18 protein-coding genes and 2 pseudogenes are annotated in these 26,690 nt (G+C 47.1%); 12 read left to right on the forward strand and 8 right to left on the reverse strand.

Translation table 11 applies throughout. The features are described from left to right. Positions 1 to 53: 53 nt before the first annotated feature. Entirely contained in the window at positions 54 to 2,840 is a 2,787-nt protein-coding gene (locus U2F10_RS33685; RefSeq protein ID WP_499874570.1) for an NACHT domain-containing protein, read from the forward strand. A 61-nt stretch (positions 2,841 to 2,901) separates the two neighbouring features. Here U2F10_RS33685 and U2F10_RS33690 read toward each other — a convergent pair whose 3' ends face one another. Together U2F10_RS33690 and U2F10_RS33695 are read right to left on the reverse strand one after the other, a co-directional pair. Next, complete coding sequence (locus tag U2F10_RS33690; protein ID WP_163663113.1) at positions 2,902 to 3,828, reverse strand: hypothetical protein; 927 nt, start codon at positions 3,826 to 3,828, stop codon at positions 2,902 to 2,904. After that, a complete protein-coding gene (locus U2F10_RS33695) occupies positions 3,821 to 4,681 on the reverse strand; it encodes a ParA family protein (protein ID WP_499057886.1) in 861 nt (286 codons plus the stop codon). Before U2F10_RS33695 ends, U2F10_RS33690 begins: the two co-directional genes overlap by 8 nt. Positions 4,682 to 5,446: 765 nt before the next feature. Between U2F10_RS33695 and U2F10_RS33700 the strand changes: the two genes are divergently transcribed. After that, on the forward strand, positions 5,447 to 6,253 hold the full coding sequence (locus U2F10_RS33700) for a hypothetical protein (protein WP_163663119.1): 807 nt from the start codon (positions 5,447 to 5,449) through the stop codon (positions 6,251 to 6,253). A gap of 813 nt (positions 6,254 to 7,066) precedes the next feature. Here the strand turns inward: U2F10_RS33700 and U2F10_RS33705 are convergent. Then, positions 7,067 to 10,252: a hypothetical protein gene (locus U2F10_RS33705; protein ID WP_499874571.1), complete on the reverse strand. Its 3,186-nt coding sequence runs from the start codon at positions 10,250 to 10,252 to the stop codon at positions 7,067 to 7,069. Between the two features lie 437 nt (positions 10,253 to 10,689). On the opposite strand from U2F10_RS33705, the gene U2F10_RS33710 reads away from it, so the two are divergent. After that, positions 10,690 to 13,485: a protein-arginine deiminase family protein gene (locus tag U2F10_RS33710; RefSeq protein WP_499874572.1), complete on the forward strand. Its 2,796-nt coding sequence runs from the start codon at positions 10,690 to 10,692 to the stop codon at positions 13,483 to 13,485. Between the two features lie 175 nt (positions 13,486 to 13,660). Here U2F10_RS33710 and U2F10_RS33715 read toward each other — a convergent pair whose 3' ends face one another. After that, on the reverse strand, positions 13,661 to 14,236 hold the full coding sequence (locus U2F10_RS33715) for a pentapeptide repeat-containing protein (protein WP_499869444.1): 576 nt from the start codon (positions 14,234 to 14,236) through the stop codon (positions 13,661 to 13,663). 176 nt (positions 14,237 to 14,412) lie between these two features. Between U2F10_RS33715 and U2F10_RS33720 the strand changes: the two genes are divergently transcribed. The 4 genes from U2F10_RS33720 to U2F10_RS33735 all read left to right on the forward strand — a co-directional run bounded on the left by U2F10_RS33720 (position 14,413) and on the right by U2F10_RS33735 (position 18,383). Then, on the forward strand, positions 14,413 to 15,603 hold the full coding sequence (locus U2F10_RS33720; protein WP_499874574.1) for an HlyD family secretion protein: 1,191 nt from the start codon (positions 14,413 to 14,415) through the stop codon (positions 15,601 to 15,603). An 11-nt stretch (positions 15,604 to 15,614) separates the two neighbouring features. Continuing rightward, positions 15,615 to 16,802 carry an ABC transporter permease DevC gene (gene devC, locus U2F10_RS33725; protein WP_163669277.1) on the forward strand — a complete coding sequence of 396 codons (1,188 nt, stop codon included), beginning with the start codon at positions 15,615 to 15,617 and terminating at the stop codon, positions 16,800 to 16,802. A gap of 104 nt (positions 16,803 to 16,906) precedes the next feature. Continuing rightward, the gene (locus U2F10_RS33730; RefSeq protein ID WP_163669275.1) at positions 16,907 to 17,611 is read left to right on the forward strand and encodes a DevA family ABC transporter ATP-binding protein; all 705 of its coding nucleotides are present in this window, start codon (positions 16,907 to 16,909) and stop codon (positions 17,609 to 17,611) included. Positions 17,612 to 18,011: 400 nt separating this feature from the next. Further along, entirely contained in the window at positions 18,012 to 18,383 is a 372-nt protein-coding gene (locus tag U2F10_RS33735) for a hypothetical protein (protein WP_499874576.1), read from the forward strand. Between the two features lie 4 nt (positions 18,384 to 18,387). Here the strand turns inward: U2F10_RS33735 and U2F10_RS33740 are convergent, their stop codons facing one another. Beyond that, entirely contained in the window at positions 18,388 to 19,464 is a 1,077-nt protein-coding gene (locus U2F10_RS33740; protein WP_499874577.1) for an acyltransferase family protein, read from the reverse strand. A gap of 275 nt (positions 19,465 to 19,739) precedes the next feature. Here U2F10_RS33740 and U2F10_RS33745 point away from each other — a divergent pair, with 275 nt between their 5' ends. Continuing rightward, positions 19,740 to 20,594, forward strand: coding sequence for an SDR family NAD(P)-dependent oxidoreductase (locus U2F10_RS33745; protein ID WP_499874579.1), 855 nt, complete (start codon positions 19,740 to 19,742; stop codon positions 20,592 to 20,594). 59 nt (positions 20,595 to 20,653) lie between these two features. Here the strand turns inward: U2F10_RS33745 and U2F10_RS33750 are convergent, their stop codons facing one another. Continuing rightward, positions 20,654 to 22,024, reverse strand: a complete 1,371-nt coding sequence (locus U2F10_RS33750; protein ID WP_499874581.1) for an NAD(P)H-dependent oxidoreductase — start codon at positions 22,022 to 22,024, stop codon at positions 20,654 to 20,656. 284 nt (positions 22,025 to 22,308) lie between these two features. On the opposite strand from U2F10_RS33750, the pseudogene U2F10_RS33755 reads away from it, so the two are divergent. The 4 genes and pseudogenes from U2F10_RS33755 to U2F10_RS33770 form a co-directional block, all read left to right on the forward strand. Continuing rightward, positions 22,309 to 22,416: pseudogene (locus tag U2F10_RS33755) on the forward strand (SDR family NAD(P)-dependent oxidoreductase); the annotation flags it as partial. A 3-nt stretch (positions 22,417 to 22,419) separates the two neighbouring features. Next, on the forward strand, positions 22,420 to 22,620 hold the full coding sequence (locus U2F10_RS33760) for a hypothetical protein (RefSeq protein ID WP_499874583.1): 201 nt from the start codon (positions 22,420 to 22,422) through the stop codon (positions 22,618 to 22,620). Positions 22,621 to 22,694: 74 nt separating this feature from the next. Next, positions 22,695 to 23,789, forward strand: a complete 1,095-nt coding sequence (locus U2F10_RS33765) for a GNAT family N-acetyltransferase (protein WP_499874584.1) — start codon at positions 22,695 to 22,697, stop codon at positions 23,787 to 23,789. Between the two features lie 22 nt (positions 23,790 to 23,811). After that, positions 23,812 to 24,132 carry an immunity protein PIM1 family protein gene (locus U2F10_RS33770; protein ID WP_499874586.1) on the forward strand — a complete coding sequence of 107 codons (321 nt, stop codon included), beginning with the start codon at positions 23,812 to 23,814 and terminating at the stop codon, positions 24,130 to 24,132. A 44-nt stretch (positions 24,133 to 24,176) separates the two neighbouring features. Here U2F10_RS33770 and U2F10_RS33775 read toward each other — a convergent pair. Both U2F10_RS33775 and U2F10_RS33780 read right to left on the reverse strand, forming a co-directional pair. Beyond that, positions 24,177 to 24,455 (reverse strand): annotated as a pseudogene (locus tag U2F10_RS33775) (M48 family metalloprotease); the annotation flags it as partial. Between the two features lie 138 nt (positions 24,456 to 24,593). Continuing rightward, positions 24,594 to 26,609 carry a mechanosensitive ion channel family protein gene (locus U2F10_RS33780; protein ID WP_499874587.1) on the reverse strand — a complete coding sequence of 672 codons (2,016 nt, stop codon included), beginning with the start codon at positions 26,607 to 26,609 and terminating at the stop codon, positions 24,594 to 24,596. Positions 26,610 to 26,690: the final 81 nt, after the last annotated feature.

Consider the following 26,690-nt stretch of genomic DNA (forward strand, 5'->3'; position numbering starts at 1 on the left):
AATAGGAGTTTTACAATTGAGGGGTGCTGGTCAGTTAGGGGGGGACCTCAACTTTGCCCAAAATCAGTTATGGTCCGGTGGCCAAACAGCGCACATTAACACTGCTCATGGCCCTGGTGGACTATGGCAATGATGAACTGGAGGTGGATGACGTGGCGCTGGAGCGGCTGCGATCGCAACTCAATCTTCACTGGACCACAGACCGACAGCTGATCGTTCGCACCAAAATCCGTAATCTTGAAACCCTCACCCATCTATCAGATAGCAATCAGGCCCTAACAAAAGCTCAAATTAAAACCGCCCTTCACCATCTGGAAAACCATCTAGAGCTGTTAGAGGATAATCGCACCAGCCGTCGGGGGTCAGAGGTGTGGCACTTTACGTTAACGTTGTGGCACCACCGTCGAGATCGCACCGCCCTACTCAACACCTTTGATCAAACCTGGGAACAGCGTCGCTCTGTTCCCTCAGAAGGCCAAGCTGAAAAACCAGTAGAACACGACATCTGGCAGCAATATTGTCAGCAAGCCCTGGCGGCTACCGTTCAAACAGGACTGACCTTTAATCTGCTTAAGCCTACTGACACCGGAGTTGACCCAACCAAGCTACACATCCCGCTGGCTTTAGTGGATCACACCTTAGAACAATCTACAAAGCAACCATCAGATATTGAAACCATCAACACAGCTGAACTGCTGACTTATCTTCAAAACAGCACGATTCAAACTCTGGCCATTGTGGGAGAACCGGGGTCAGGTAAAACCACACTCTTACAACAGCTGGCACAGCAGATTCTACAGCAAACCTCTGATTTAGCCATTGTGATTCCCCTGGCTCGTTTAGGAACCACACTGATTGAAGACTATGTCTTACAAGACTGGCTTAAACTTGCCCTAAACCAGCGAGCAGTGACCCCTGAGCAACAAAACGCCCTAGCTGAACACATTGAACAGGGCCATGGTTGGCTGCTGTTGGATGCTGTAGATGAAATGGACCAACGTGGCAGTTTAGCCATTACTCAACTCGCCAATCAACTACAGGGTTGGCTGAGTAATGGGCGTATTATCGTCACTTGTCGCCTCAACCTTTGGGATGCAGGCAAAAATACCTTGGGTCATTGGCCCACTTACCGACTGCTGGGTTATGAAAAGTATCGGCAGCAAATCCAACACTTTATTCGTCAGTGGTTTTCCCACCAGCCTGAACAAGGACAAGCCCTGTGTCAAAAACTCTCACTTCCAGAAAACAAGCGTCTTCGCCACAATCTCCGTAATCCCCTACGTCTGGCCTTACTTTGCCGGTTAGGAAATAGCGGACACCTTCCCAACACACAACACCAGCTCTACCAGCAGTTTGTTACGGCTCTTTATGACTGGCAGCAAGACACCTCACCCACGACGCTGCTAGAACAGCATCAAATCAATACGGTGCTATCAAAACTCGCCGTTGTCACCCTCAAAGCCTCGACCACCCAGCTGAATCTCCCGCTGGTCACTCAACACCTGCAAGCCGAAGAACTCCCCTGGTTTGAACGGGCAATGCAACTAGGTTGGCTAATGCCCCTGGCAACGTCCACAGGTGAAAAAGTCTACGGCTTTCTGCATGGTACATTTCGTGATTATTTTGCAGCCCAGGCTATCGAAGGGTGGCAATATTTTACGACGCCAAAGGACGCTCAATTACCCATGGTGTTACCAAACTGGCAACCCGTGATTCTTCTCTGGTTAGGTCGTAGTGATATCGAAAACGCTGACAAGACGGCGCTAATTAATGCCTTACTTGACTTCCAAGATAACTGTGGTGGATTCTTTGAGCATCGCACCTGGCTACTTGCCGGTAGAGCCTTGGGAGAATATTCTGAGTTTCCCAAAGCCCATGGCATCATTCAACAACTGATAACATGGCGTTTTAACTTAACACGCAAGATATCACCCATCTTGATCGAAGTGGCTAAAGCGGCCTTAGCTGAGTCTGATCTGAGTCAGGTGACCCAGGTGCTTACCCAGTTCGCGCAAGACCCCAACCAGGATTTCTTTGATCGATGGATGGCCGCCTACAGCCTAGGGCGCAGCTACGATCCACAGAGTCAGGTCGCCGTCGAAACCCTTGAAGCGTTATTACCTACCGCACGTAGTGACTATCTCAAAATGGATATGGCCCGTCATTTGGGCACGCTATCCCCAGGCCATGGTTTAGCCATTGAAACACTAGAAGAGATTATTCATAGGAGTCAACAACCTATTGCAAAACGAAAAGCGGCCCTACGATTGGCAAAGGTTGATCCCCATCATCCCTTACCTGTAGCAACTTTAGAAGACTTACTAGCCCATAATCCTCAAGATAAACCGACATTAGACGCGCTGGTCAACCTTAACCCCAACCATCCCGTCCCCATAAACAGAGAGTCATCCTCCCAATCTCCTAGACGCTTACAACACCGAAGCGGCAAGAAACAGCAGTACCAGCCTGATATTGCTAAACAAATTGACAGTCTGGTGACTCGGATAGAAAAGGGCGATCGCAATCGCCTCCGACTAGCCCAAAAGCTGAGCCAGCTGCAAGCCGGACATCCTATTGCCATAAATACACTATGGCAATACCTGATCACTAGCGAGAATAAAACGCAACGTAAACAAGCTGGCAACGCATTACAACGTGCGGCTACTGATGCTCAGTTACCCCAACTCGTCTCAAAACTACGCCTCATATACGAACAAGCCACCATAGCCGAAAACAAAGATCAACAATTAGCCTTCTTCAAATTACTCTGGACTTGGTCAGATACCTTAGGTTATCTAGACTTTCTTGCAGCTTGGCAGAGCACTGAAACTGAGTTGTGAACTAGTGCATTCAGGTGCAGACGTCTGCACCTTCGGATACTATTAACCAGGATTTCGTAGACTATGACAAAATACGTTCAATCGCATCCCTAAGGGCACTTAATCGTTGCAGTTGTAGATCGCTAAGAACTAACGCATCCAACTCTTCAACAGCATGGTTCAGGTTATCTAGCATGCGATCAGCTTTGGTAATTTGGCTAACTGTCTTCTTGCCATTGTTAGCTTTACGTTGTTTCTCGTGGGTACTGATCGCTTTTCTTAGTTGAGAAAATGACACCTCATGCACTGCAATGATGTCTTCTTCAAGGGGCAACTTACCCGCAAGCAACCCCGTTAACGCAACAGGTTCGGGCAAGCGGTAAACCTGTTCTAGCTTGGATACGCCCAGTTCCAGAACACCAGCAATACTATCGGCATAGGAATCTAAAAAGGACTCAACAATATCTTTATTGACCTGTTTCCCTAAGGATTTAAGATGTTGTTCCAGTTCAGTAGATAATGCCTTGCCATCACGAATGGACTCGGCAATTTGCAAGAACTCTTTTAAGCCACGAGTCACCCGCCGATAGGCCCACACCTGGCGTGTGGTAATAGGCGTGCCATTGGGTCGACGCACTTCACCACCTTTAATAAAAGCAGTGAGATTATCATAATCTTTCTCCTTATAGAGATGCTTCTCTTCAATTACATCTAAGCGACTACCAATGGCATAGGCATATATGGTGCTTTGGGCCTGGGCTGTTTGGAGAGCCTGATCAATCTGACCTTGATAGGTTTCAATTTCATGCAACAGCGTATTCAAGGGCTGAGCATTATTGGCCTGACAAATATCGAGTGCCCGTAACCAATTTTCACGATCGGCCAGGTCCACACGTTCTAAGTTGACAACTTCATCTGTCGTCTTACGTTTGGGGACAACCGCTAATTTGCGAGGTACGGGGGCTTTCTCAGCAACAGTCGCTACCCTGGAAAAACTTTTTTTAGCCAACGGTCTCTACCTCCAGAAGATTAGACGAACTACGTAGGGATTCTAAATACTCTGCGATCGCAACAAACGGTTTACGATGTTCTTCTTTCACAGAGCTGTACGAATAAAGAGACTCCCCTTGAGCCGATAGCTCTGAGTACACGGTTAAATCTCGAATGGGAGGAGAGGTCCAAGACTCTTCTGTTTGATGGGGCAAATGGGTACGCACATCCCAATCGATAATTTGCTGGTGGATGCTCTTATGCAAACTGGTGGACTTCATGCGGTTCGGAACCAATGTGGAAACTCGCAAATCAGGATTCGCCCGATCAGCAATCTGACTCACCATTTGCAATAGTTCTGGAATATTCTTCAGAGCAAAGTACTCAGTTTGCACTGGCACTAACACCTCATCACAGGCAACTAAAGCATTTTTGGTAAATAAACCTTCCCCTTTAGGAGTATCTAGCAGCACGTAATCGTAGTTCTCATAAATACTATTAAACTGAGCCAAGGCATCCCTTAGACGACTCTCACTGGATAAGCCTTTTTCGATTTCAGTTTGATATCCACCTAAATCCATCCCTGGAGTAAGCAGGTGACACCACCCCTGCACGTCGATAATGCCCTGAGCCATCAGATCAGCCTGATCTCGCTTGGGAGCATAGAGGATTTGACCAATATCAGGGGATGAAGCGTCGCGTTCAACGCCCATAGCGGAGGACAGATCCCCCTGATGGTCTAAATCAATGCATAAAACTTTTTTGCCCAGATGGGCTAGGGTGGCAGCTAGACAGAACGTAATAGTGGTTTTGCCAACGCCTCCTTTAATTGCTGCGATCGCGATAATCATTGTCCCAATCCACAATTGCACAACTGTACACCGGACAGGATACATCAGTATTGCAATTTTGAACCATAAAATTGTGAATTAGTGCAATTAAGTGCAGACGTCTGCACTTACAAGAAAAATATGGCAGTGGATACAACACTGAAGACCCTATGGTGTGGACGGTTTTGATCTCACACCATAGGATCGCAGATCTGGCAGCGGCACGGCAGAAAGCTATCCTACTTCAACCTGAGTAGGGCGAAGACATCCAGCCATAATGCTATGTACGATGCCTACTCTATAACCGTTCGCTCAACGATCAAATTAGGCATATCATTCATGGTGCAATCCTTACTTTGCAAGGGTTATAGCTTTGTTTGCCCGCCGTTCAATTCAGTTCGACGAGTGTTCGAATATGAAGCCTTTGAACGGTATGGATACCGATTTACCTGCGAGGGTAAGGATAATACCGAATTTATCTGGAGCGTAGAAAAACTTTAAATAGGGTGTCAGAAATCTAGCCACTCATTGGCTGAAACCAGTTCAAAACAAGGCCTAAAGGGTGTCAGAAAACTCAGCGGAAACGCTTTAGAATAGGGTGTCAGAAAACTGAGGGCTAATAGGCTCAAACACTTATTGCATAAGCACTAGAAGGTGTCAGAAAATTAAAATTCGTAAATTCGGCATCTTTACCCAACCCTGTAATATCAAAAACCACTTGCCTTGATTTCTGCCCCCCGATTAAAAGTCAGCCCATAATGGGGCTATTCTCAATAATCAATACCTTTGTACTTATTAGTCCACACAATGCTCGAATCTGGTCAGGTAGTCCCCATTAAATTTAAGGATCGCGACTTCAGGGTTGTGATCATCGATCCAGACGGACTTGGCCCCGACCGACCCACCATTGGTGTGGGCTATCGCACCATGAGTCGCCATACCAATGTACCGGCCCAAACCTTTGCTGATAGGGTGTCAGAAATCGAAGGGGTGAACTACCTCAAGCTCCCATCTGGCAAGCAGTTTAGGGTGTCAGAAATCAAAGCAAATGACGGCAATACCTACCGGGTAATCGAAGCATCTGACTGGGTAGAATTGGTCAGCGACTGGGCAAAGAATCCTGGAAAGCTGCGGGCAAAGGCAAAAAATGGACTGATCGACTTTTTGGCCTGGTTTGCAGCTGAAGGTCTATATGCTGAGGCCTACACATTTCTCAAGCAAACGTACACTCGCGAGGATAGTGAACGAATTCAGCAATGGCTAGTGGCTCGGCAGGCAGGTAAGCCAGCCAGAAAGGATTGGGCCTACGCCGTCGCCGAACAAGGGGGAAACAGTCCCTACAAATTTGGTAAGTGGACTAACTATGTCTATCGTGGCCTGTTTGGTATGGATGCCAGCGAGATCAAACAAATCTGGGAAGCGCCTGTCTCGGGTTCGCGGCACATTGCTCGCAACTATATTCCTGAGACGCTGGGATTGGAGATGGTTGAGTATTGCGAAAAGCTAGTGGCTATTTTTGAACTCGACGATTTGGAGCAGGCCCATGATGAAGCTATTCGCATGACCCAGATGAAATTTAGACAGCGATTAGACTCTGAAAGATTAGGCGACTGAAAGCAGCACTTACGTTAAAAGCTTTGCAGACCGAGCATCTTAAAATAAGACAAGCAAATCCGTATCGGCTCACCTATAGGCCAAAGGGCCAGAATTACTCGAAAGTTTTGTCTCAATAAGACAGCATTATCCGTATCGACTCACCTGTTAGCAGGGCTGTCTTAACGGCTTGTCTCAATCGCTAAAATTCTCCGTATTCGATCACTTCACCGTCTTGGTAACGATAGTGATTGGAACCGCTAGGGCTAGAGCAAATGTAAGTTTGTCTCAATTTTTAAGACAGTCTTATCCGCATATAGTCACTACTTTATCTACCGAAAACCTATATTCCTTGTAAGTCAAGGTTTACAGCCAACCTTCGTCAGCTCTACGGACTGTATTCAGCCCTAAAGCCAGAAAAATTATAAGACATGTCTCTCTGTATTAAATCACTTGTGTCTCCTCAGCAGGTTGAAAAGCTTTTAGTGGCATCACATTGCTTCTGGAAAGTCAGGGTTTTTTAGAGAACAGGTGAGATCGCTATCCACCATAGTCAACATCCTTGAGCAGCTACAACAACTAGATTGGGGACCACAACGCATAGGTCAAGAGCTACAAGCATGCTTCTCAGTATCCTCACTAGCCCATCTCACGAGTGAACAAAGACAACAGTGGTTATCTTATTTGAGAGCGCACCCTGATACAGAATAAAGGGATGGATGGATTGCGATCGCAAAGTCTAAAAGGTCTTGAATCGCTGCGCGCGATCCGTCCAAAGAGTTCGGATCGACCACTGTACATATAGTAAATTCGACTGCCTAAGTTCTTCAAAAATCATTCTATAAATGAGAACTGAACAACTCTCTCTCTGCCCTCTATTCCAAGACCTTCTGGCTTGGAAAAAGCTTTTACACTTAGCGTATAATTTCCTAATACAGGTTGAACTCCATTATTACTGTAAAGGAAATAAGGACGTGTGTTCTCAGTTCTTGTCTGTTGGCCATCGTTAAGATTCAAAACCACACTACCAACGTATTTCGGATCAGCTATTGCCCTTAGGTTAATCATAGATGGCATATCATTAATGCTGAGCACATCACCATTTTCTATTGACTGGATATCTGCTTGAGTTTGAGCATCTACAAGTGCTAAGCCCATAATAGCCAGGGCAGGTGTTGGCTCTGAATCTGTTGATTCCCACTGCCAGCTCCCTGGAGGGTTCTGGACCCAGGCTGGCAGATCATCGTTGGCTCGTACATAAAGCAAATTAGTAGGAACACGAATATCCCACGGTTCACCAACCAGAATTTCACCCTGTGGTGCCCCCGTACGTTCTTTAATTTCATCGACAATCGATACATAGAGGGGACTGGTAATTTGTGGTGGTTCTCCTTGTCCGTCCCACAATTTACCCGTATCTAGATAATGTTGTAACGCTGTTTCAAACCCTGGGCGTACAGAAATCACGACCCGAGCTGCACCTGCCTTTAAAAACTCACGAAATTGCGGATCTGGATTGTCGGTTGTAAACCGATCTTCCCAGGTATTGGTACGGCTCCAGAAGTATGGGTAAAACACATATTGCATTTGTTCCCATTCAAACACCTGCTCAAAGAATCGGATCAAACTTCCTTCTTCCCGCGCTTCATCAAAATCAAAAATAGGTGGAGCACCATCCATTACCGCATTGATAAATTCATAACGGCTACCGGTGACAATAGATATGGCATGTTTCTTTAGTTCATTGCGCTCCGTTATGCGATTGAGAGACGGTGGAGCCCCAAAACTTCTTTCTTCTTCCGCTGCAGCCTGCGCCAAGGCTTGCTCCGCTCTGATAGCAGCTACCTTCTCCTCATATTCCAATACCCGTCGCTCATAGGCCTGTTGAATCTTTTGGAATGTTTTTAATTTCCATTGTTCATAAGCTTCAGGTCTGCGTTTGCAGAATATTGTGATATCAACAAGAAAGGTACGACTCTCAAAAACAAATACCCCTACTGATAGCTGCGTACCTTGTGGATAACTATAATGCCCCGAATCTAAGCTGATATATTGTGGGAATCCAGGCCAATTTCCACCTTCTGATCGCGTAATGCGGTGAAATCTTGATCCGATCAGCACTGTAATCGCTAGGTCATCGTCAGTGGTAGCTTGAGCCGCATATTCCACTCTTTCAGGGCCATATTCTTCTGGTATGGTGAGCTCTTTCGTTTTTGCAAACCGAGGCGTACCACCTTCATCACCACCCTCATTCGTAATGGCTGCAGATGCTAATACATAAGGAGCAGGTGGGGGATCAATTTCAGTAGCGCCATACTTAGCTGCTTCAGAGCCATAATTGGTCTCATTGATTTGCGTATGAGAGGTTAGCGTAAACCTAGGAGGGGGATCTGGTAACTCTAGCTCACTATCTGGCTGATTACGGAGATAATGCAAATAAGAGGCGGGTTCCGGAATCATGAAGTCATACATCATGCGGATGCCATAGTCAAAGACTTGAGCCTCGTAAATTTTGTCTACAAACTGATAGACCCCACGAATATGTTCCGCCCCATTATTGGTTAAGGAATGGGTATTTTTCTCCTCAACCTCTCGCAATATTCGCCGTGTTCTTTCTTCACGAATATGCTCAACTATCTTCTCAAGCGAACGCTCAACAATATTTTGGGCATAGCTGGTTGAGTTGCTATTGGTTTCCTCAACTGATTGACTGGTCTCTAACTCGAAATTGGTGGAAAATTCAACATATGGTCCATATTTACCCGATAGATTGACGCCGAAATTTACATTCTGATCCTGTTGAATAGTTCGAGAAGCCTCTCGATTTAACTCAAATCGCTGGGAGGTTTCGAGTTCATTCTGCTCTTCACGGGTTGTTTCAAAGACATTGGAGAATGTTTCCTCAACCAGTTGAAGTTCACGCTGTTCTCTTGATTTTGCCTCACCAGATAAAATATTTTCAATATGTGCGACTTCCGTAGGCTCATAGCGCTTAATTTGTTGCTTAACGACAAGAAGATTACCGACTCCAGAAGGACGAATATCTCTCTGGGTGCTGCCAAGCTCTGCATGACGAATTACGCGAGCAATCTGCGGTTGAGCATTAGGATCTACACTGGTAGATGAGATCGCAGACGACTCTTGCTGAAGCGTCGTATATATATCCATCACGATGGCATGAATGGGCGTATTTTCTGGATCAATCTGTTGTGATTCAAGCACCGCCCGTGTCTCAGTCGATAAACTGTTGACGACAGTCTCCTTTAGCGCAAAAACATTTGTCCCTTCAGTGTTTACTTCAGCTGATTCTGGCTGTATCAGGTTCTGGTTGCGATCGCATCTCATTAATTCTTGATAAGCGTTATAAAGCTGAGATTTTCGATCAATCGTCGTATATTCTGATTGAGTAGTGACAGCAGTTACAGTCGGTTCCGATGAAGCTGCTTTTCGTAAGCTGACAACTGACGTTAAGGCATCCTCTGGAATAATAATGGACATGCGCAAAAATCTATCCCAGGATAGCTGTATATCTTCTTCAGCCGCAGTCTGGACAATAAGATAGTAAGCGCGATAAATGTTTTGTAAGATACTCAGATTTGGCAATGAATTAGTAGTAAACATCCTTGCCAAAAGCGTGTCAGATAAACGCACCCTATCTTGTTGAAACGCAGCATCGTTTGCTAGTTCAGAGATATCCGCTATTTCCAACAAACCTGTAAGCGTCACAATAAACAAATCTGTAGAAGGCTCATCCGCGTCTGAGGTGGTGGCTATCGAATTTTGAATAGCTGTGCCATGGTGAAGTTGCTCAGGGGAACGAACAAACAGCCCACTTTCAGAATTATTAGCAATATAAGTATCGGCAATGGATTGCCTCTCAGTGACCGTTGTAGCACTTTGCATCTGCGTAAAGAAATTCGTCGACGCTACCAACGGAATAAATTGATTTTCAGCCAGACTAATAGGTGGACGCAGCTGAACAAACCTAAACAGGTCATTTGGTGAGCTTTCAGGTCTCATAAGTAGGCCTCCAGCTAAATTATTGAAAATTATTGAAGTTTAAAGCACACTTGAACAAGTAACAGCCACTGCAAACATAACTGTTATTTCAGAGAATTCGTCTCAGGCATAGGGTCTTAGAGATATCATATCTCGTGAAAATTGATGTTAGTAACTTACATGTTACAAATTATATTCTTGTTAGTTATTAGTAAAGCCTCATTTTGACGGTTTTGTAGCATTTTTAATACCTGACGGCATTCTGCGCAGCATTACTTAATCGGAGAAAAAACAAAGAGTTTGCTTCTCGGAACTTAATGATCAACAAAAAAATAAGAGCCGTTATCATACTAAGAACAGCTGGCATAAGATACCGACAATGCTAGAAAGCATTAAAAATAAAGTGGAACTGACTTTATTTGAACCAGAACCATAAGCGCTGTAAAGGAGTGTTTCACATGCCTGGAATTGAGCTCCATGCTGACTTTGACCGTGATGGAGGACTCACGGGAAACCCGCGTGAGCGAACTGCCCGCCAGAACTGGCCAGGTGCCATTGTGGTTCCGAATCTTGACCGCGATCAGCGTCGCTTACCTGCAGCTGTCTCCAGCAGCTCAATTCCACGGGCCGATTACAGCTTAGCTACCGCCAACAGTGGTGATGATGAACTAGTCCCCCTGCAAATTAAAGTGATAGCTGGTGCGCTTGGTCCCAACGAGAGTCTTCATATCCGTTGTCCTGGTGTTATGCATACCCGTATTCGCCTCTCCGACAGTACAGGTCAGATCATTCCCCAGCGGCTAGGAGAGCCTGAGGTGTTTGAACTGCCTCCCATCCCCACTAATGGTCGCTTAAACCTTACACTCCAAGTTCGGACAATTGCAGGGGCCAGTTTTGGGCGATTATCTAATCTCGAGCTCGCCTATCGAGCAGATGCCCGTGAGGAGACTCGCTTCGAACTCATACTATTTCGAGTTGATAACCTTGGCAGAGTCCATGAGGAAGATCGCGGTCGTTTCTCAGTTGCCCCCTTTATCTTGGATGATCGACAGGCACCAGCGGTACGGCTCTACATGGTCAACACCGATGCCAATCATCCGTCATTTGTTGATGTTCAGAATGCTACACGGGCGGCGGCGGTCCCGATGGTCCAGGTGCCACCTGAGATTAGCAATGGTGATACCTGGTTACAGGACCAGTATCAGCACAGTTTTTTACAAGGGCCAAATCACTTTCGTCAGCTCATCCTACATCTTCCTCGTCTACGTCATGAAAATACGAACGCAACCGTAACTGACAACCTGGAAGATTTTGTCAACAGCCATTTTCGTTCACGCAATATTGGACTTTACAACGATCTTTGGGACCGGATTATCGTCGTTAATACCACCAATGGAAATGTCCTTAGGATTGACTTTCGCGCAGTTACCGATTGGGCTAAGCGAGTACTGCGAATTCTAGACGTAGCGGAACGACTTAATCACTTTGGGAAATTAATAGACACCACCTGGCAAGAAATTAATGTGATGTTTTGGGTTGATACCCTCAACAGACTTAGATCGGAGCTTGCTAGATTAAATCAAACCCTCGACCATGCCATTGATGAAGCGAGACCAGAACGGGCAGAACTGATCAGAGGGTTGAAGAAAGCAGCGGAGAGCCTTGTAGATGAGGTAACTACTGAATTTACTGTCGTACGCGGTGGTAGTGGTAGAGACTTAGGCCTTCGATCTGAGATTGCTGGACAGACCGCTACAATAAATCGCGACACAGCAGAACGCCTCTTTGATCGGGCCAATCAAATGAATAGCTCAGCGAACTATGGCGGGAATGTTGAATCGACACCGCCCGTTCCTGGTGCTCCGCTTGGCAAGATAATCATTGGTAATTTCATCTTTGGTGACGGCAGTGAATTTGTCGATCCCGATCTACTGCGCGTACTCGCCAAACAGAAAAAACAACCCATTGTTGAGATTAATACGGCGTGGCTGCGGGTTGGTCACATAGACGAGATGATGGCTGTTGTACCACACGGACGGTCCGACTTTTCTGTTCTGCACGCCTCATCACGGGCAGCAATGGCCCTTCTACAGCGAGCTGAAACCCGTTATCGGGCTGGGCTCCCTGCCAATCATCCTGATACTTTCCGTAACCGCCCCTCCGGTGTACTTTCACGGTTGATGAATGAAGGCAGTTCTCCGGTCACGCGGCTTTTTCGCGGTAAAGCCTGGCTACACAGCCATCCTCCTGCCCAGCGTGGTCAGATACCCGAATCCCACGAACCACCTGCTACTTACATTAAATTAGCCGAAGAGTTGAGTGCTGGAAATGGGTTTAATATACACCGAATTGGCTATGTCCCAGGGGAAGGGCCGCCACGTCGTTATCCGGCTGACATCACCCCCTTTGAGATTATTTGGGCAGAGCGTGATGCCCGCAACAACAGTACCAATGACTTTATTGACAGCGAATTTCTACAGCCAAGCCGTGTCCATTTACAACGAGAGTTAGGGGTGCCTATTTATCCTATTCCTGTTCTCTGGGATAGAGTAGATGATATCAATCGCTTTCAGGAAGCATTTTGGCAACAGCCCACGACCGCATATTCGCCGGATATTGCAAATATGCAAGTCCTAAACAATCATCTGCTGGTTCCCAAGCCCTACGGCCCACGTATGCGACCCAGGGATGCCATGGCAGTGGTTCAAGCAGCGATGCAAGACGTTGGGGTGCCAGGTACCATCCGTGCCCAGGTCGGCCATCGACTGATCAGGCAACATCGTATGACACGCGCCCATTACTGGATTGAAAAAGTGTCTCCCGCTTACCTGTTCAGTCCTATTGGCTCCATTCGAGCGTCCTATGGTGGCTTAATGGATCAACAAGATGTGATTGATGCTTTTAAGGATAGTTTCCCCGGTGCCTCAGACCGTGAAATTCAACGCCGATTGATTCTCCCCAACAGGCGTCATTTTGACGCACGTGGTATTTTACGCCGCGATCATACGCGGCTCTTGGTGAATGATGGTATGGTCGACCTGTTTGAGTTGTTTACAGCAGCGATCGCAGCTCATTTAGGGGTCACTATTCATTTTGTAGATAGTTGGTATTATCACATCCGCGAGGGCCAAATTCATTGCGGCACCAATGTTTTGCGTCGGCCTCGAAGGAGAGCCGGATTACCTAATGTTTGGGATATACCTGATGTGGAGTTTCGTGGCCAAATCTTGATCTTTGAGGATGACGAAGTTTAGATAGTGGCTCAAGGATAAAGATGATGGTTGGGGTCTCTTGCGTCCCATCTAGGAAATAGGTCTGAGGAGATTCCAACCTAAGACAGGCGAGATTGCGATCGCTTATCCCATCAATGTTGTGCTGGAAAAGCTCCGTGCTTGGGAGGTTATGAAGTAACTTTTGTCTTCATAACAATTACCAAGGTGTCTCCCAATGCTGAGGCTTACTCAATCGTTCCAACAGGGGAATCTCCTGTAGCCGGATCTCAGGCAAAATTGCTCCTTGTAAATTTGCCTCACGTAAGTTGGTGCGTGTCAGCTTGGCCTGACTGAGATCAGCATTTTGCAAATCAGCCCCATAGAGATTGGCCCCACGTAGATCTGCCTGCTGTAAATTTGCTTGCTGTAAATTTGCACCAGCCAGTATGGCTCCTTTTAAGCTGGCTGAAGATAGATCAATCTGGGACTGAAGCGTTCCCGTGAGCACTGCTTCACAGAGGTTAGCATGCTGCAAATTGGCCTGTTTGAGATTGGCCCCACTTAAATTGGCAACAATCAAAGTGGTCCTGCGTAAATTCGCACCACTCAGATTGGCCATGACTAGAAAGGCACCACTCAGATTGGCATTTTCCAGGATAGTATGGGACAAATCAGCCCGGATTAAATTAATACCGCTGAGTTTTGCTCCAGCCAAATTTACTCCACTCAGATTAACTTTGCTGAAATCTCGTTCTCCAGCCGCGTATCGTTCTAATAGCTCTTCGCGATCCATGGAATTCTCCTCGGTGCTGCGATATTTGAGCTTTAACCCAGGTGCCTGGGAGCATTGAATTTGATAGCGATAAGACTTGTAAGGTTTCCCTCTTAAGTATATTTACTCTAACGTAAAATCTAAGTGGAGATTCTAAACCGTCAACAAAGTCAACACCACATTAGAGGGTTGGCACAATGGCTCGTATTCTTCATCGCAAACTATTTCCCCAGGATTGGGTCACAGGTACGATAGCCATCCTACTGGTGGGGACAACAGGTACCTATTTTGTTCTGTCTCAGGCACAAGAGCAGAAATTGGCGCAGGATACCCAGGTCGAAATTCTTCCTGCTAAAGCAGTGACTGCCCTGGGACGGCTGGAACCTCAAGGGGAGGTGATTAAGCTTTCGGTGGCGAATGCTCAGGATAGTCGTGTGAACCAGCTCTTTGTTGAAGAAGGAGATTGGGTAGAGGCTGGCAAGGTAATTGCCGTTTTGCAAGGACTGGATAAAAAACAGGCCGAATTAACAGAGGCACAACAGAATGTGGTCATCTATCAGGCCAGACAAGCCCAAATTGAGACTGGGGATGCCAAGATAGCAGACATCGCCGCCCAACAAGCCGTGATTAATCAGCTCAAAGCCCAGCTCCGTACTGAAACCATTGAACGACAGGCTGAAATTACCAGTGCTGAAGCTGAACTCAGACACGCGAAACAAACCTATCAGCGGTATCACCAGCTCCATCAATCAGGGGCTGTTGAAACAATGGCACTAGATGAACGACAGGAGACTTTCGAAACGACTCAAGCAGCCTTAAGTGAAGCTGAGGCCCATTTAGAAAATACGGTATCCACTCTGCAAGAACGGATTCGGCATGAGCAGGCCTTATTGGCCAAACTTGAGGAAGTTCGTCCGGTTGACTTGCACGTAGCCCAGGCAGAAGTGGAGCATGCGATCGCACAGGTCCATCGCATCAAAGCCGAACTGGAAGACTACTATGTACGGGTACCGGTGGCAGGCCAAATTCTGAAAATCAACACCCGCGTGGGGGAGCAGGTCAATACCAGCCAGGGCATTGTGGAACTGGGGCGCACTGCTCAGATGTATGCGATCGCAGAAGTATATGAAACCGATGTGGGTCTGGTACAGCCAGGACAGCGGGCTGCCGTGATTAGCGAACATGGTGGTTTTGAGGGTGAGATCCGAGGCACCATTGACCATGTGGGCATGCAAATCAAAAAACAAGATGTGATCGATGCCGACCCGGCGGCGGATAAAGATGCACGGGTGGTTGAAGTGAAGGTGCGGATTGATCCGGAAGATAACGATAAGGTGGCAGGTCTCACCAATCTGCAGGTACGCATCACAATCAATGTAGAACGCTGAGAGGTGGGCTGATGAAGTCTCCTGCTTTCCAGATATTGTTCAAGCATTTACGTCAGGAGCCGCCCCTAGGCTGGGCGCAGCTGAGCCATCAAAAAGTACGCTTATTGGTTGCTCTAACGGGAGTGGCCTTTGCCGATATTTTGATTTTCACCATGCTGGGCTTTCAGAGCATGTTGTTTGAAGGCTCCACCTTTGTCCACAAAAATCTGCGGGCCGATCTGGTGTTGCTGAGCCAGCGTACAGAGGCCTTGTACTTCGGGCAAACATTCTCTCGACGTCACCTATATCAGGCCAATGCCGTTGAAGGGGTGGCCTCTGCTAAGCCGTTCTATTTTGGTGGGGGTGCGTGGATAAATCCCTGGGATGGCGAAAGCACTGATGTGATGGTGCTCGCATTTGATCCTGCCCATCCTGTCTTGGATTTACCCGAAGTTGATCAGCAGCTCGACAAGATTAAACTGCCCAATGTAATCTTGCTTGATCGAAAAACTCAGCCCAAAGTTGGCCCTGTTGCGGAGACCCTGGATCAAGGCAAATCGGTAACCACCGAACTCTCAGGGCATCGCATTAAGGTGGAAGGATTGTTTACCCTGGGGAGTAGCATTTTTACTGAGGGGCATTTAATTACCAGCGATTCCAACTATTTACGCTTTACTGGCCCAGATAGTTTGGAAACGGTCAATGTAGGGGCATTAATTCTGGAACCTGATGCCGATCTTGAAACTGTTCGACAAGCCCTTGATACCCGTTTACCAAAGGAGGTTAAAGTACTTACCCCTGAAGAATTTATTCAAATTGAGGTCGGCTTCTGGGCGAGTCAACCCTCAGGGGTTATCTTCAATTTTGGAGCGGTTATGGGCCTGGTGGTTGGCATTGTGATTGTTAATCAGGTGTTGTACTCCGACGTTAACGACCATTTGCCAGAATATGCCACCCTTAAAGCCATGGGTTACTCTGATCGAAGACTGTTGATGGTAGTCTTTCAAGAAGCGGCGATTCTAGCGATATTAGGTTTTTTGCCTGGTTATGGGGTTTCGTTAGGGATGTATCAGCTGCTGGCTTATTTAACGAAGATTCCCCTTGGCATGCGATTGGGGGTGACATTGCAAGTGTTTACGGCCACGGTGGCAATGTGCATGATTTCAGCAGCCATTGCCATGCGAAAACTGCAGTCTGCGGATCCGGCAGATGTCTTTTAGTTCTTAGTTCTTAGTTCTTAGTTCTTAGTTCCAGTCCATTACCCACTACTTACCGTTTGAAGCTCCGAGTCTAAAACTCAAAATTCAAAACTCACTTTCAAGCCATGTTTTCTCAACCTGTTGTTACCGTTCGTCATCTCAACCATGCCTTTGGCAAGGGCGAATTACGCAAGCCGGTTTTGTTTGATGTAGATTTAGATATCTGTGCAGGGGAGATTGTCCTGTTAACTGGTCCGTCTGGCAGTGGCAAAACCACGCTGCTGACCTTGATTGCGGGGCTACGGTCTGTGCAGGAAGGCAGTGTTAATATCCTGGGGCAAGAGTTGCTTGGGGCGAGTAAACAGCAGCTGGTGCAGGTGCGTAATCAGATTGGATTTATTTTTCAGTCTCATAATTTGTTGGCTTGTTTGACGGCACAGCAGAATGTGGGCATGTCACTGCGGCTACATGACAATCTGTTGCTTGAGGACCGGATTGATCGTGCTCAGGCAATTCTGGAGGCAGTTGGTATGGGCGATCGGGTTAGCTACTATCCAGATAGTTTGTCAGGGGGGCAGAAACAGCGGGTTGCGATCGCACGAGCCCTGGTCAGCGAACCGAAAATTGTCCTTGCCGATGAACCCACCGCTGCTCTCGATAGTAAGTCTGGCCGTGATGTGGTCGACATTATGCAGCGTTTAGCCAAACAACAAGGCGGCACAATTTTGCTCGTCACCCACGACACCCGCATTCTCGACATTGCCGATCGCATTGTCCATATGGAAGACGGTCGCCTGGCCCATGATACGGCGCTAGTCAGCAGTGAGTGATTTCCTCACAAGTTCCTCATGCTTTATTTTCATACTGAAGGGATAAGAACGCCAACTTGAGCTGAACGATATGAACAACTTAAATCGGAACAACCTTAATCGAAAGAAGTCCTGGCTTGGCTTTTTGGGATTTCTAGGATTTCTGGGATTTCTAGGATTTGTTCAAGATATTCCGGCATTTCTATTTTATTTTTCGTTCTTTTCTTTTTTTAGTGCTTTTCGTTATGTGAGAGAAGAGCTAAAGTATCTTAGCCTGCTAGGAGTGGTTGGATTTATCGTCGCAATATTGGGTGTTCTGGGGATTATTCCAGTCTGATGTTTTAACAATGTGAGAAGGAGCAACCCATGAATATGATCACAAAATGATCGCAAAGCGGCTTCTTTTCTAGTGAAAAAGACGATGAATGAAAACGGTTTGCGCATGATCGGTGTAGCAGTTGCATTTCTGCTGGTTTTTGGAACCGGCTTCTATTTGACCCATTTCGGTAGGCCATATGGTGTGGCTCTTTTTACAGCGCATAAGCTGGTTGCAACTGGAATACTGGTCTTCCTTGGGGTAAACATCTACAAAATTTACAAGACATCAGCATTGGGGGGGAGCGCATGGCTGATTATATCACTTGCGGTTCTGGCATTTGTTGTCATGATTGCATCGGGTAGCGTGCTGAGTGCAGTCAAATCAGCACCAACAGTGATTGCGGCTATTCACAAAGTAGTCTCGTATATGACGGTGCTGCTTGCGATCGCAGCGTTCTATTTGCTGCTGGAGTAGAGAACTAAACCCACGCAAATAATTTTCTCACACCCGCCCGCTTTACGGAAAAATGGGTGAGCAAAAGAACAATTAAGCCAACGAGTGCTGCATCAACGGCATTGAGCTTGTTAGTATCAAGGAGCAACATACTCCACCCAAAAAGCACCCACTGCACAAAATATATTGCGGTAACGTTCTTACTCCAATAAATCAACACTTTGATGATTCGATTTTCAATACTCAACGTTTGTTCAAGCCAATGGCAAACGCTAAACCATACCAAAACGAACCCAATCATTAACAAATGGATGCTTGCGCCACTTCGATAGTAATCGCCCGTAGGGGAAAGAATATCGAATGCTAAAACTCCAACAGCACTTAAAAGAAATATAACTACTCCCAAAGCGCTTAGGGCAAAACCATACCAGCCCATTTTCCGTAGGCTACTCTTGAGCCTGTCACCACTGAGCAAATACCGGCTGAGATACATGCCCAATAGTGGATAAATTATCCATGGAAAAAATGGGAAATAGATAGTGTTAGCCTCGCCCCAAAAAGGATCAAAAAATGGATTACTACTGAACCTACCCCACAAGAACGGAGAAGCTAAAAGTACAGTGAGAATCAGCAAAGGTATCGTATTTTTTTGATCAGTTATTTTTTTGATCAAGGTGCAGAAAATTAGAGATAAGCCAGCCAGATGAAAAATATCAACAGCAAATAGCAGGGTTAGAAGAGTCTCACCTTCAGCTAAGTTAAGGTTATCCCTGCCATATAGCGATATCGCGATGAGCACAGGGATCGTGAATCGCAGTAGGTTTAAAATAATCCCAAGTATCAGTAGCTTAATCCCCCGCCACATATTTTGGCGCGTACTTGCCTTTGATTTTATTAAAAATGCTCCCATCAGTAGCATAAATACTGGAGCAGCGGGAGCCGTCCCTAAGAGGACAAAAAGATTCGCTAATAAGCTGTCTCCTTCGCCGCCAGACACTTCATGGACAATCATGCAATGCTGGGTAAACATGCCAAATACAGCAAAACCCCGAGCAATATCTAAATAGTAACTCCGTTTGTTAACCTTGCCTTGTGGTGTCATGATTGATGAGAATTACTGGCTGAATTGTTGAGTGAGCAATTGTGGTTTCAATTTAACACTCCAACCGGTTACATGATTGACTCAACAGAAACCTCTACTGGTGAGCATATTTCTATCCTGCGACGAGAAGAGTTTGGCACGCCAGAGCTGCCAAACATCAGCTCAGTTAGACGATAGGTTCACCTCATAACCTCACAAGTTGCTCATATTTTGCGTTCACACTTAAAAATTGGGTCGGGCAAACTGAAGACGTAGTCTGATTTATGGGACAGAGAATGGCAATGAGAACGAACAAACTATTAGGAAAAATTGCTCTGGTGACGGGGGCAAGCCGTGGCAACGGCAAAGGAATTGCCATTGGCCTAGCGGAAGCAGGAGCTACCGTTTATGTCACAGGAAGAACAATGAATCAGGGAGATAGTAAGAATGGGCTTCCTGGCGGACTTCAGCAAACAGAAGAAGAGATCAGACAGCAAGGCGGCATCTGCATAGCTGTTCGCTGCGATCATACAAACGACAGTGAAGTCAAGAAAGTTTTTGAGCAAATTGAACAGGATCAAAACCGCCTTGATATCCTTGTCAATAACGTGTGGGGTGGGTATGAAACCCTGTTCAACGAGAAGGGGGAATATGTCTGGGAGTATCCCTTCTGGGAGCAACTCTCATCACAGTGGGATTCCATGTTTGCTGCCGGGGTTCGAGCCCATTGGATCGCCAGTCGTCTGGCAGCGAAAATAATGGTCACTCAACAGTCAGGACTCATCGTCAATATTTCGCATTGGGCAGGACAAAAGTATAGTGGCAACGTCTGCTACGGGGTATCCAAAGCGGCCACCGATCGGTTAACGGCAGACACCTCACATGATTTGCAGCCTTATCAAGTGGCAGTGGTCTCTCTTTATCCGGGGCTGGTTCGAACGGAAAGAGTCATGCGAGCGGCGGAATACCTGGATTTAAGTAATTCTGAGTCTCCCCAGTTTTTAGGAAGAGTGGTTGCGGCCTTGACATCAGACCCAACTATCATGGAAAAGTCAGGTAAGGTTTTAGTTGCCGCCCAATTAGCCATGGATTATGGGATTACTGATATCGATGGAAAACAACCTAGACCGCTAACACTTGATCAAGCCTAAACTGAACAACGGAGTGACGCCATCACATCAAATGCCATCACATCAAAAATCACCAGTAGTCATGGCCTTACTCTTGCATAAGGTTGGGCGAACAGTTCTTTCTCGCCAACTTGATTTTCAGCCGCACTTTGCCGCCAGTGCCGTTGGGCCAATTGGATAAACAGCCATCGCCACAGGCTGAAGGGCATAAAGGGAATCGGTGTTTTTGTCATCAGCTTGGCGGCTTCAGGTGGGACCCGTTGCCCATCCGCCAGGGCTGCACTGGTGATATCCAGGGCCTGGATAACATGCTCTACTGGTGGCCCCTCGCGCTCAGTTCCCTCGATAGGTTGACCTCCAAACAAAGCTTCTCCGGCTCCCAGAGCCAGCCCTCCTAACCAAATCAGCCCCGTATCAATGGCAAAGCGTTGACAGATGGCTAACGCTAGCGCATTGTGATGGGCTTCGGGAAATCCATTGTTAGCGATCGCAAAAAGCCGTTTCGGACTTTCCGGTGGGTCGGTGGAGAGATGCTTAGCCATCACCTCAAGTGACTTCATCACCAGGAATGGGAGTGAATCGACATACAGTGGAAACGCCAACAGTATCAGCTCAGCTCGGTCCACAGCCGCCAAAAATTCCGCTTGCCCCTCGCCCTGTAAAAGGTTTTTCCTAAGTGTTAATGACTCGGTTTCCCACCCCCGCTGATTGAGTTGCGCCAACACATATCCGCCCAAGACGCCGGAGGTGCTGGGGGATTTAACCTTGGGGCTACCGATGATCAGCAAAGCCCGACCTGGGCCACCCAGGGTTGGAGTGTCAACGCCAGCTGTCACTGCTGGCATTAGCGAGGCAACCACCTTACTTGACGGAAGATTATCATTTCTAACCAGCACGGATTGAAGTTGCTGGCGCACATCTTCTGGAGCATCCGTACTTAAGACAACGTCGGCAGCATAGGTGGGAGCATGAGAGTTGAGGGCGTTGCGCCCAACCAGCAGCTTAAACAGGTTGGCTTCCGCGTCATTCGACTGATGCTGGACGCCAATGCCGACCAGTCGCGGATTTTTTGAATACCGGGGGTGGTGATGAAATTCACCATGATAAATGCCAAAATCAGGAAGAACTAGCGGTATCCGGCGATCTTGACTTTTTTTGATTTCCGATGAATATCCCCCAAATGTAACAGGAGTAAAGAGGATGGTCAGATCACTCTGGACGACTGCCTGAGTAATATCACGCCCTGCATCAGGCTCCAGACAGATGCCCGGCGTTTTTACCCAGCAGCCAAAGCAGCCGATACAGGTGCCCATTTTGATGTCTCTCAATGGAAAAGTCTGCACCGTTGCGCCACTACGGTGCAGCTCATTCAACAGAAGGTCTAATATCAGGGATAGGGATTCATCACCTACGCCTGAGCCATCTAGAAGAACAATTTTTTGATTCAACATAGGAAACCTCCCACATACTACAAAGAGTGTCTGTTCATCTTCGGTCACCGTTGCACACAACAGAATTATGAGCCGTCATCATTGGCGGCGAAGATACATCCCATTGCTTACTTCCAAGTTTCAGCAAAAAAGTTGAGGAACTTGTGGGGGGATCCGCTTTAGAGAGCTTCACAAGTTCCTTATGGTTTGTCCTCAAACTTAAAAAAGGGGAATGTGAACTGAAGATGTGGCGTTGAATCTATCGTAACCAACCATCAAAATAAGGAAACCCTGTCTGCTACGGTGTATCCAAAGCAGCCACCGACCGGTTAACGGCAGACACGGCCCATGATTTTCAGCCCTATCAAGTAGCCGTGGTTTCTCTTTATCCGGGATTGGTTCGAACGGAAAGAGTCATGCGAGCAGCAGAATACCTGGATTTAAGTAATTCTGAGTCTCCCCAGTTTTTAGGAAGAGTGATTGCTGCCTTGGCATTAGCCCCAACTATCATGGCAAAGTCAGGCAAGGTTTTAGTTGCCGCCCAATTAGCTATGGATTATGGGATTACTGATATTGATGGCAAACAACCTAGCCCCCTAACGCTTGATCAAGTCTAAGGCAGCTCAATTTATTCAGATGCGCGTACAATTGATGGGACATCGTTAACCACCCCGATCAGGAGAAGCACACTGTGGCTCAAGTATTCGATGTTGTTATTCGTCCCATAGAAGATAACGAGCGACGCAGTGTACATGCTCTTATGTGTCGAGCTTTTTCAGTGTCCGATCAACTGGCTTTTTCATGGACACCTAACGTCCTAGTTGCCGAGGGAGATGGTCAACTATTGGGAGCGATTGTCCTCAAACTGTTTGCCCTCCCCCACCATCGTAAAGCAGGCTCGATTTCATGGCTATTTACAGCACCAGAGGTGCGTGGTCAGGGCTTGGGGCAGCGTTTGGTTGAGGCTGGATTTGATTTCTTTGAGCAACAGAGATGTGATGAGATTCTGGTTACCGTTGAGGGTTTTAATACTAGCTCCAGTAAACTATTTTCTACCCGTGGATTTAAGATCCTGTCCCCTGGAATGCAGTTTCGACGCTATGGTCTAGCAACATTTGCTGTATGGGCAAAGCTCTCTCATTATTTTGATCTAGGTCATTTCATATGGGCACGTCCTGCCCCGCAGTCATCAGATAGTCCCACATTGCAGTGGTGGGGCACGATTATAGCCAACTCTCTGATTGGGCTATTGATGTGGTGGCGACTGGGCGATTCCATAGCAGTTGATCCATGGATGTGGTGGCAACTACCACCGATAGTGATGCTGTTGTTTGGTGTACGATATTTGGGCATGGTGCTGATGGCACGGCAGCAAGGGTTGGCAGTCCGGTTTCGTGCCTGGGAATCCGGATTTATGCTCAGTGCAGCCATCGCTCTAGTCTTTGCGGGGGCAATGTACCCCATACCCGGCAGCGTTTATCCCACAACAACCCAGTGGCGCTATCGAGACTTGCTGCCCAAGTTGGGTCGAATGGCATTAGCTGGCACTCTTCCGGTGTTGCTCATCCTATGGGGTGCTTGGACGATATCTCAGTTAGGTTTACTCTCTACCACCTGGCTAAAGATACTGTTTTTAGTAGGTAAACCGTTGATCCTGTTCGATATTGTTATGCCATTTTTTCCATTTTTCAGTTTTAATGGACGGCGATTATGGGATTGGCATAAAGGTATTTGGGCAGTGTTGGTAACGGCAACTATAGCAGTCTTTTTGATTGGTAAAACATAGGAAATCAATGTGTATCCATTCTATGGACAAACTCATCGAAAATTTAGTGCATTTAAGTTCCTCAGAGCTTGATGAAATTTTGGATAAGCGGGATTCGGGTGCCTTTGACAATGCCTGGTGTACACAGAATGGAGCCGTCCCAGAAGTAGAAGAACCTTTTGATTTAGAAGATATTTTCGTGAAATTGTCAAAAATCACCAATCACCATGAGATTTGTTCGTATATCGCTGATGATCTTGAGTTATTATATCGTGCAGACAAAATCGGAATCACCTCTGATTTCTTAACGCATCTAAAGAGTTGTTATGCAAGAGGTGAAGTTCCCTGTAACTGGGAAAGCTGATAGTTCTCGATGGGAGTCGTATTGCGAACGTTAGCCTACAAAATGCTGTTAGGGCGATGTAGGGCTAACTCCACACCGAGTGCGATCTCCGCACTTTGATCTACCCCCCCTGCCGTCAAAATGCCCTGGGCGATCGCTGCCTGCTGCAGTTGTTGAACCGCATGACGACGGTCTACGTGGGCAATTTTGTAGGCGATCACACTGGCTAGCTGTGCCTCATTATCTGCCGTTTGTAGCAAACCTGTATTGAGATATACAAATCCTCCCAATGTGGCAAAAGCATTCACCCCATCGTCTTCAATGACTTGAAAGGTGTAAGGGATTTGGCGGCATTCAGTATAAAACGCCATAATTCGGACATATTCTGGATTATGGCGCTGTTAGGGAATTATAAATAGGGAATTATAAATATAGTTAGACCAAAGCGGTTCTCTGTTCTGTTTTGTGTCATTGCCATGGGTCTATCTGGTGGCTTGACCAGGATCTATGCCATGGCCCAACACAATCTTGTGCTGCGGCAGACCAATCTGAATATTGGCCTTGTCAAAGGCTTGTTTAAGGCGCAGGCGAAACTCTCGTCCAACGGGCCATTGTTGCATCGCTTGGGTTTTGATCCATACTCGGATCAAGATACCAGCATGGGAGATGTGATCAACACCAAGAACAGAAGCGGGTTCTAGAATTTTGTCTTGCCATCGGGGATCGGCAAACAGGGTGTCAGCAACCGTGCGAATGAGCTCAAGGGCTTGCTTGATATCAGCGTCATAGGCAATCTCGATGGTGAAGTCAATCCGCGACCAGTCTTTAGTAAGGTTTGCAATAGTAGAGATTTGACCGTTTGGAATAGTAATCAATCGGCCTTCAGGATCGCGAAGTTGGGTCGTAAATAAACTCATGTGCTCGACCAGACCAGAATATTCGCCAATTGTAATCACATCTCCCAAGACAAATCGGTCGGTCCATAGAATTACCGCACCATTGAGCATATCTTGCAGGACATCTCGCGAAACAACGGCTGCTACAACTGCGATCGCACCAACACTAGCGAGTACCGTGGGATTAATCCCCAGAGCCTGGATAGTGAGGTAAATGCCAAGGGCTATAAAAAAAATAGTCGTGGCACTTTTGAGAGCAGGAGAATAGGTGCTAACGCGCAACGCAACCCGGCTGGAATTGGGATCATCGAGCTGGGTCACTTTACCCCACTGATTGAGGTGATAGTCGATCTCAATGTCAACCACCGTGTCGAGCAGGCCCATCACTAGCCAGATAATAGGTACCCAAATTGCCTGGCTGAAGAGATAGGGGGCATAGGGTCGGGTCATCGGATATAGCCGTGCAATTACACCACCTGCTCCAAAGCCGGTACACACCTCTAACCAAAAGACCAAACGCACAACAAACTTTATCAGATTAAGCCGTTGCTTAAGTAGAGTTTGTTCTTTGAGAAATCCCGTAGAAAAGTTGATCCACAATTGATTCATCGACTGACCCGCCTCGGTTACTGCAATCAGCGGATTGAAGGCCCGATCAAAGCGAAGTTGGAGCGACTGCTGGGCCGATGGGTCGGCGGGGGGCTGAGTGGTCCCTGGGTTGCTAGACTCAGGGGCCACCGTAATTGACTGTTGGAGTTCTTTTTCTGACGCTTTGAGGCGTTTGCGCAGGGTACGCTTGCGACGACGCAACCAGCGACGCACATGCTCAAAGCTAGCGATAAGGAGAGCAGCCAAGGTAAGGACTGTGAGCATGATCAGCGGCCTTGCCCATGGGTACTGCTGATCAAATGATTGTTCCCATAGCCGATGGCTAAGGCCGTTGCGAATTTTCTCTTGCCAGTCTGCGGCTAGAAGTTCTTTGTCTTGACCATTATGTAACGCATCAAACTCATTAACAGTAACTAAGGATTGCTGCTGGAGCTTATACTCTGGCTGGGCAGGCAAAAACACGACCGTCTGATCATTTTCGAACCCCACCTCAACCCTGGGGGTGCTCGGGTGCAGCTCAGTTCGTGCTCGAAACAAGTCAATCCAGTAACTATTAACCGTTACCAAGGTTTTCTGAACCTCCTCCTGTTGCTGCATTGTGCGCAACACTTCCCGAAAGCTTCGCTGCACAAGCTTAGAACGGGTCTCGACATCCAGGGTTTGAGCATCTGGAGCGGCTACTTGAGTTGGGCCTGCAACGCTAAAACTAATCCCCGTTGAACCATAGAGGTAGACATTACTGCACATCAGCCTGCCGCAGGGGTACTCAGCATTAGGACGCCAACCAAAAACGGCTTCGGTAGGGTGGTTAGATTGCTGGACGATAGGTGGCAATTGAGCAACCGCTGGAGAGGCAAGCAGCAGGACACTGCTAAAAGTGATGAGGGCGTAGGAGAGACGACATCGCAATGGGATAAAGGGCAAGAAAACGACTACGATATCAGTGTAACGAGGAAGTGATGACGGAACCAACTGATACCTAACCGATGGCATGCTCAGGTTTATCACTCACGCAAACCGGACTGGGATAACTCAGATCTTGCACTAAGGTCGGTTGTGAAGCTCAAACCCACG

The sequence above is a fragment of the Leptothoe sp. EHU-05/26/07-4 genome, assembly GCF_043421015.1.
Classification (GTDB): domain Bacteria; phylum Cyanobacteriota; class Cyanobacteriia; order Phormidesmidales; family Phormidesmidaceae; genus Leptothoe; species Leptothoe turfae.

Excerpts from the sequence above, each read along its gene's own strand:
- devC (WP_163669277.1), top strand. The coding sequence starts at position 15,615 with ATGAAGTCTCCTGCTTTCCAGATATTGTTCAAGCATTTACGTCAGGAG.
- U2F10_RS33730 (WP_163669275.1), top strand. The coding sequence starts at position 16,907 with ATGTTTTCTCAACCTGTTGTTACCGTTCGTCATCTCAACCATGCCTTT.
- U2F10_RS33745 (WP_499874579.1), top strand. The coding sequence starts at position 19,740 with ATGGCAATGAGAACGAACAAACTATTAGGAAAAATTGCTCTGGTGACG.
- U2F10_RS33720 (WP_499874574.1), top strand. The coding sequence starts at position 14,413 with ATGGCTCGTATTCTTCATCGCAAACTATTTCCCCAGGATTGGGTCACA.
- U2F10_RS33715 (WP_499869444.1), bottom strand. The coding sequence starts at position 14,236 with ATGGATCGCGAAGAGCTATTAGAACGATACGCGGCTGGAGAACGAGAT.
- U2F10_RS33750 (WP_499874581.1), bottom strand. The coding sequence starts at position 22,024 with ATGTTGAATCAAAAAATTGTTCTTCTAGATGGCTCAGGCGTAGGTGAT.
- U2F10_RS33735 (WP_499874576.1), top strand. The coding sequence starts at position 18,012 with ATGAATGAAAACGGTTTGCGCATGATCGGTGTAGCAGTTGCATTTCTG.
- U2F10_RS33710 (WP_499874572.1), top strand. The coding sequence starts at position 10,690 with ATGCCTGGAATTGAGCTCCATGCTGACTTTGACCGTGATGGAGGACTC.
- U2F10_RS33700 (WP_163663119.1), top strand. The coding sequence starts at position 5,447 with ATGCTCGAATCTGGTCAGGTAGTCCCCATTAAATTTAAGGATCGCGAC.
- U2F10_RS33740 (WP_499874577.1), bottom strand. The coding sequence starts at position 19,464 with ATGACACCACAAGGCAAGGTTAACAAACGGAGTTACTATTTAGATATT.
- U2F10_RS33760 (WP_499874583.1), top strand. The coding sequence starts at position 22,420 with ATGCGAGCAGCAGAATACCTGGATTTAAGTAATTCTGAGTCTCCCCAG.
- U2F10_RS33705 (WP_499874571.1), bottom strand. The coding sequence starts at position 10,252 with ATGAGACCTGAAAGCTCACCAAATGACCTGTTTAGGTTTGTTCAGCTG.
- U2F10_RS33780 (WP_499874587.1), bottom strand. The coding sequence starts at position 26,609 with ATGCCATCGGTTAGGTATCAGTTGGTTCCGTCATCACTTCCTCGTTAC.
- U2F10_RS33770 (WP_499874586.1), top strand. The coding sequence starts at position 23,812 with ATGGACAAACTCATCGAAAATTTAGTGCATTTAAGTTCCTCAGAGCTT.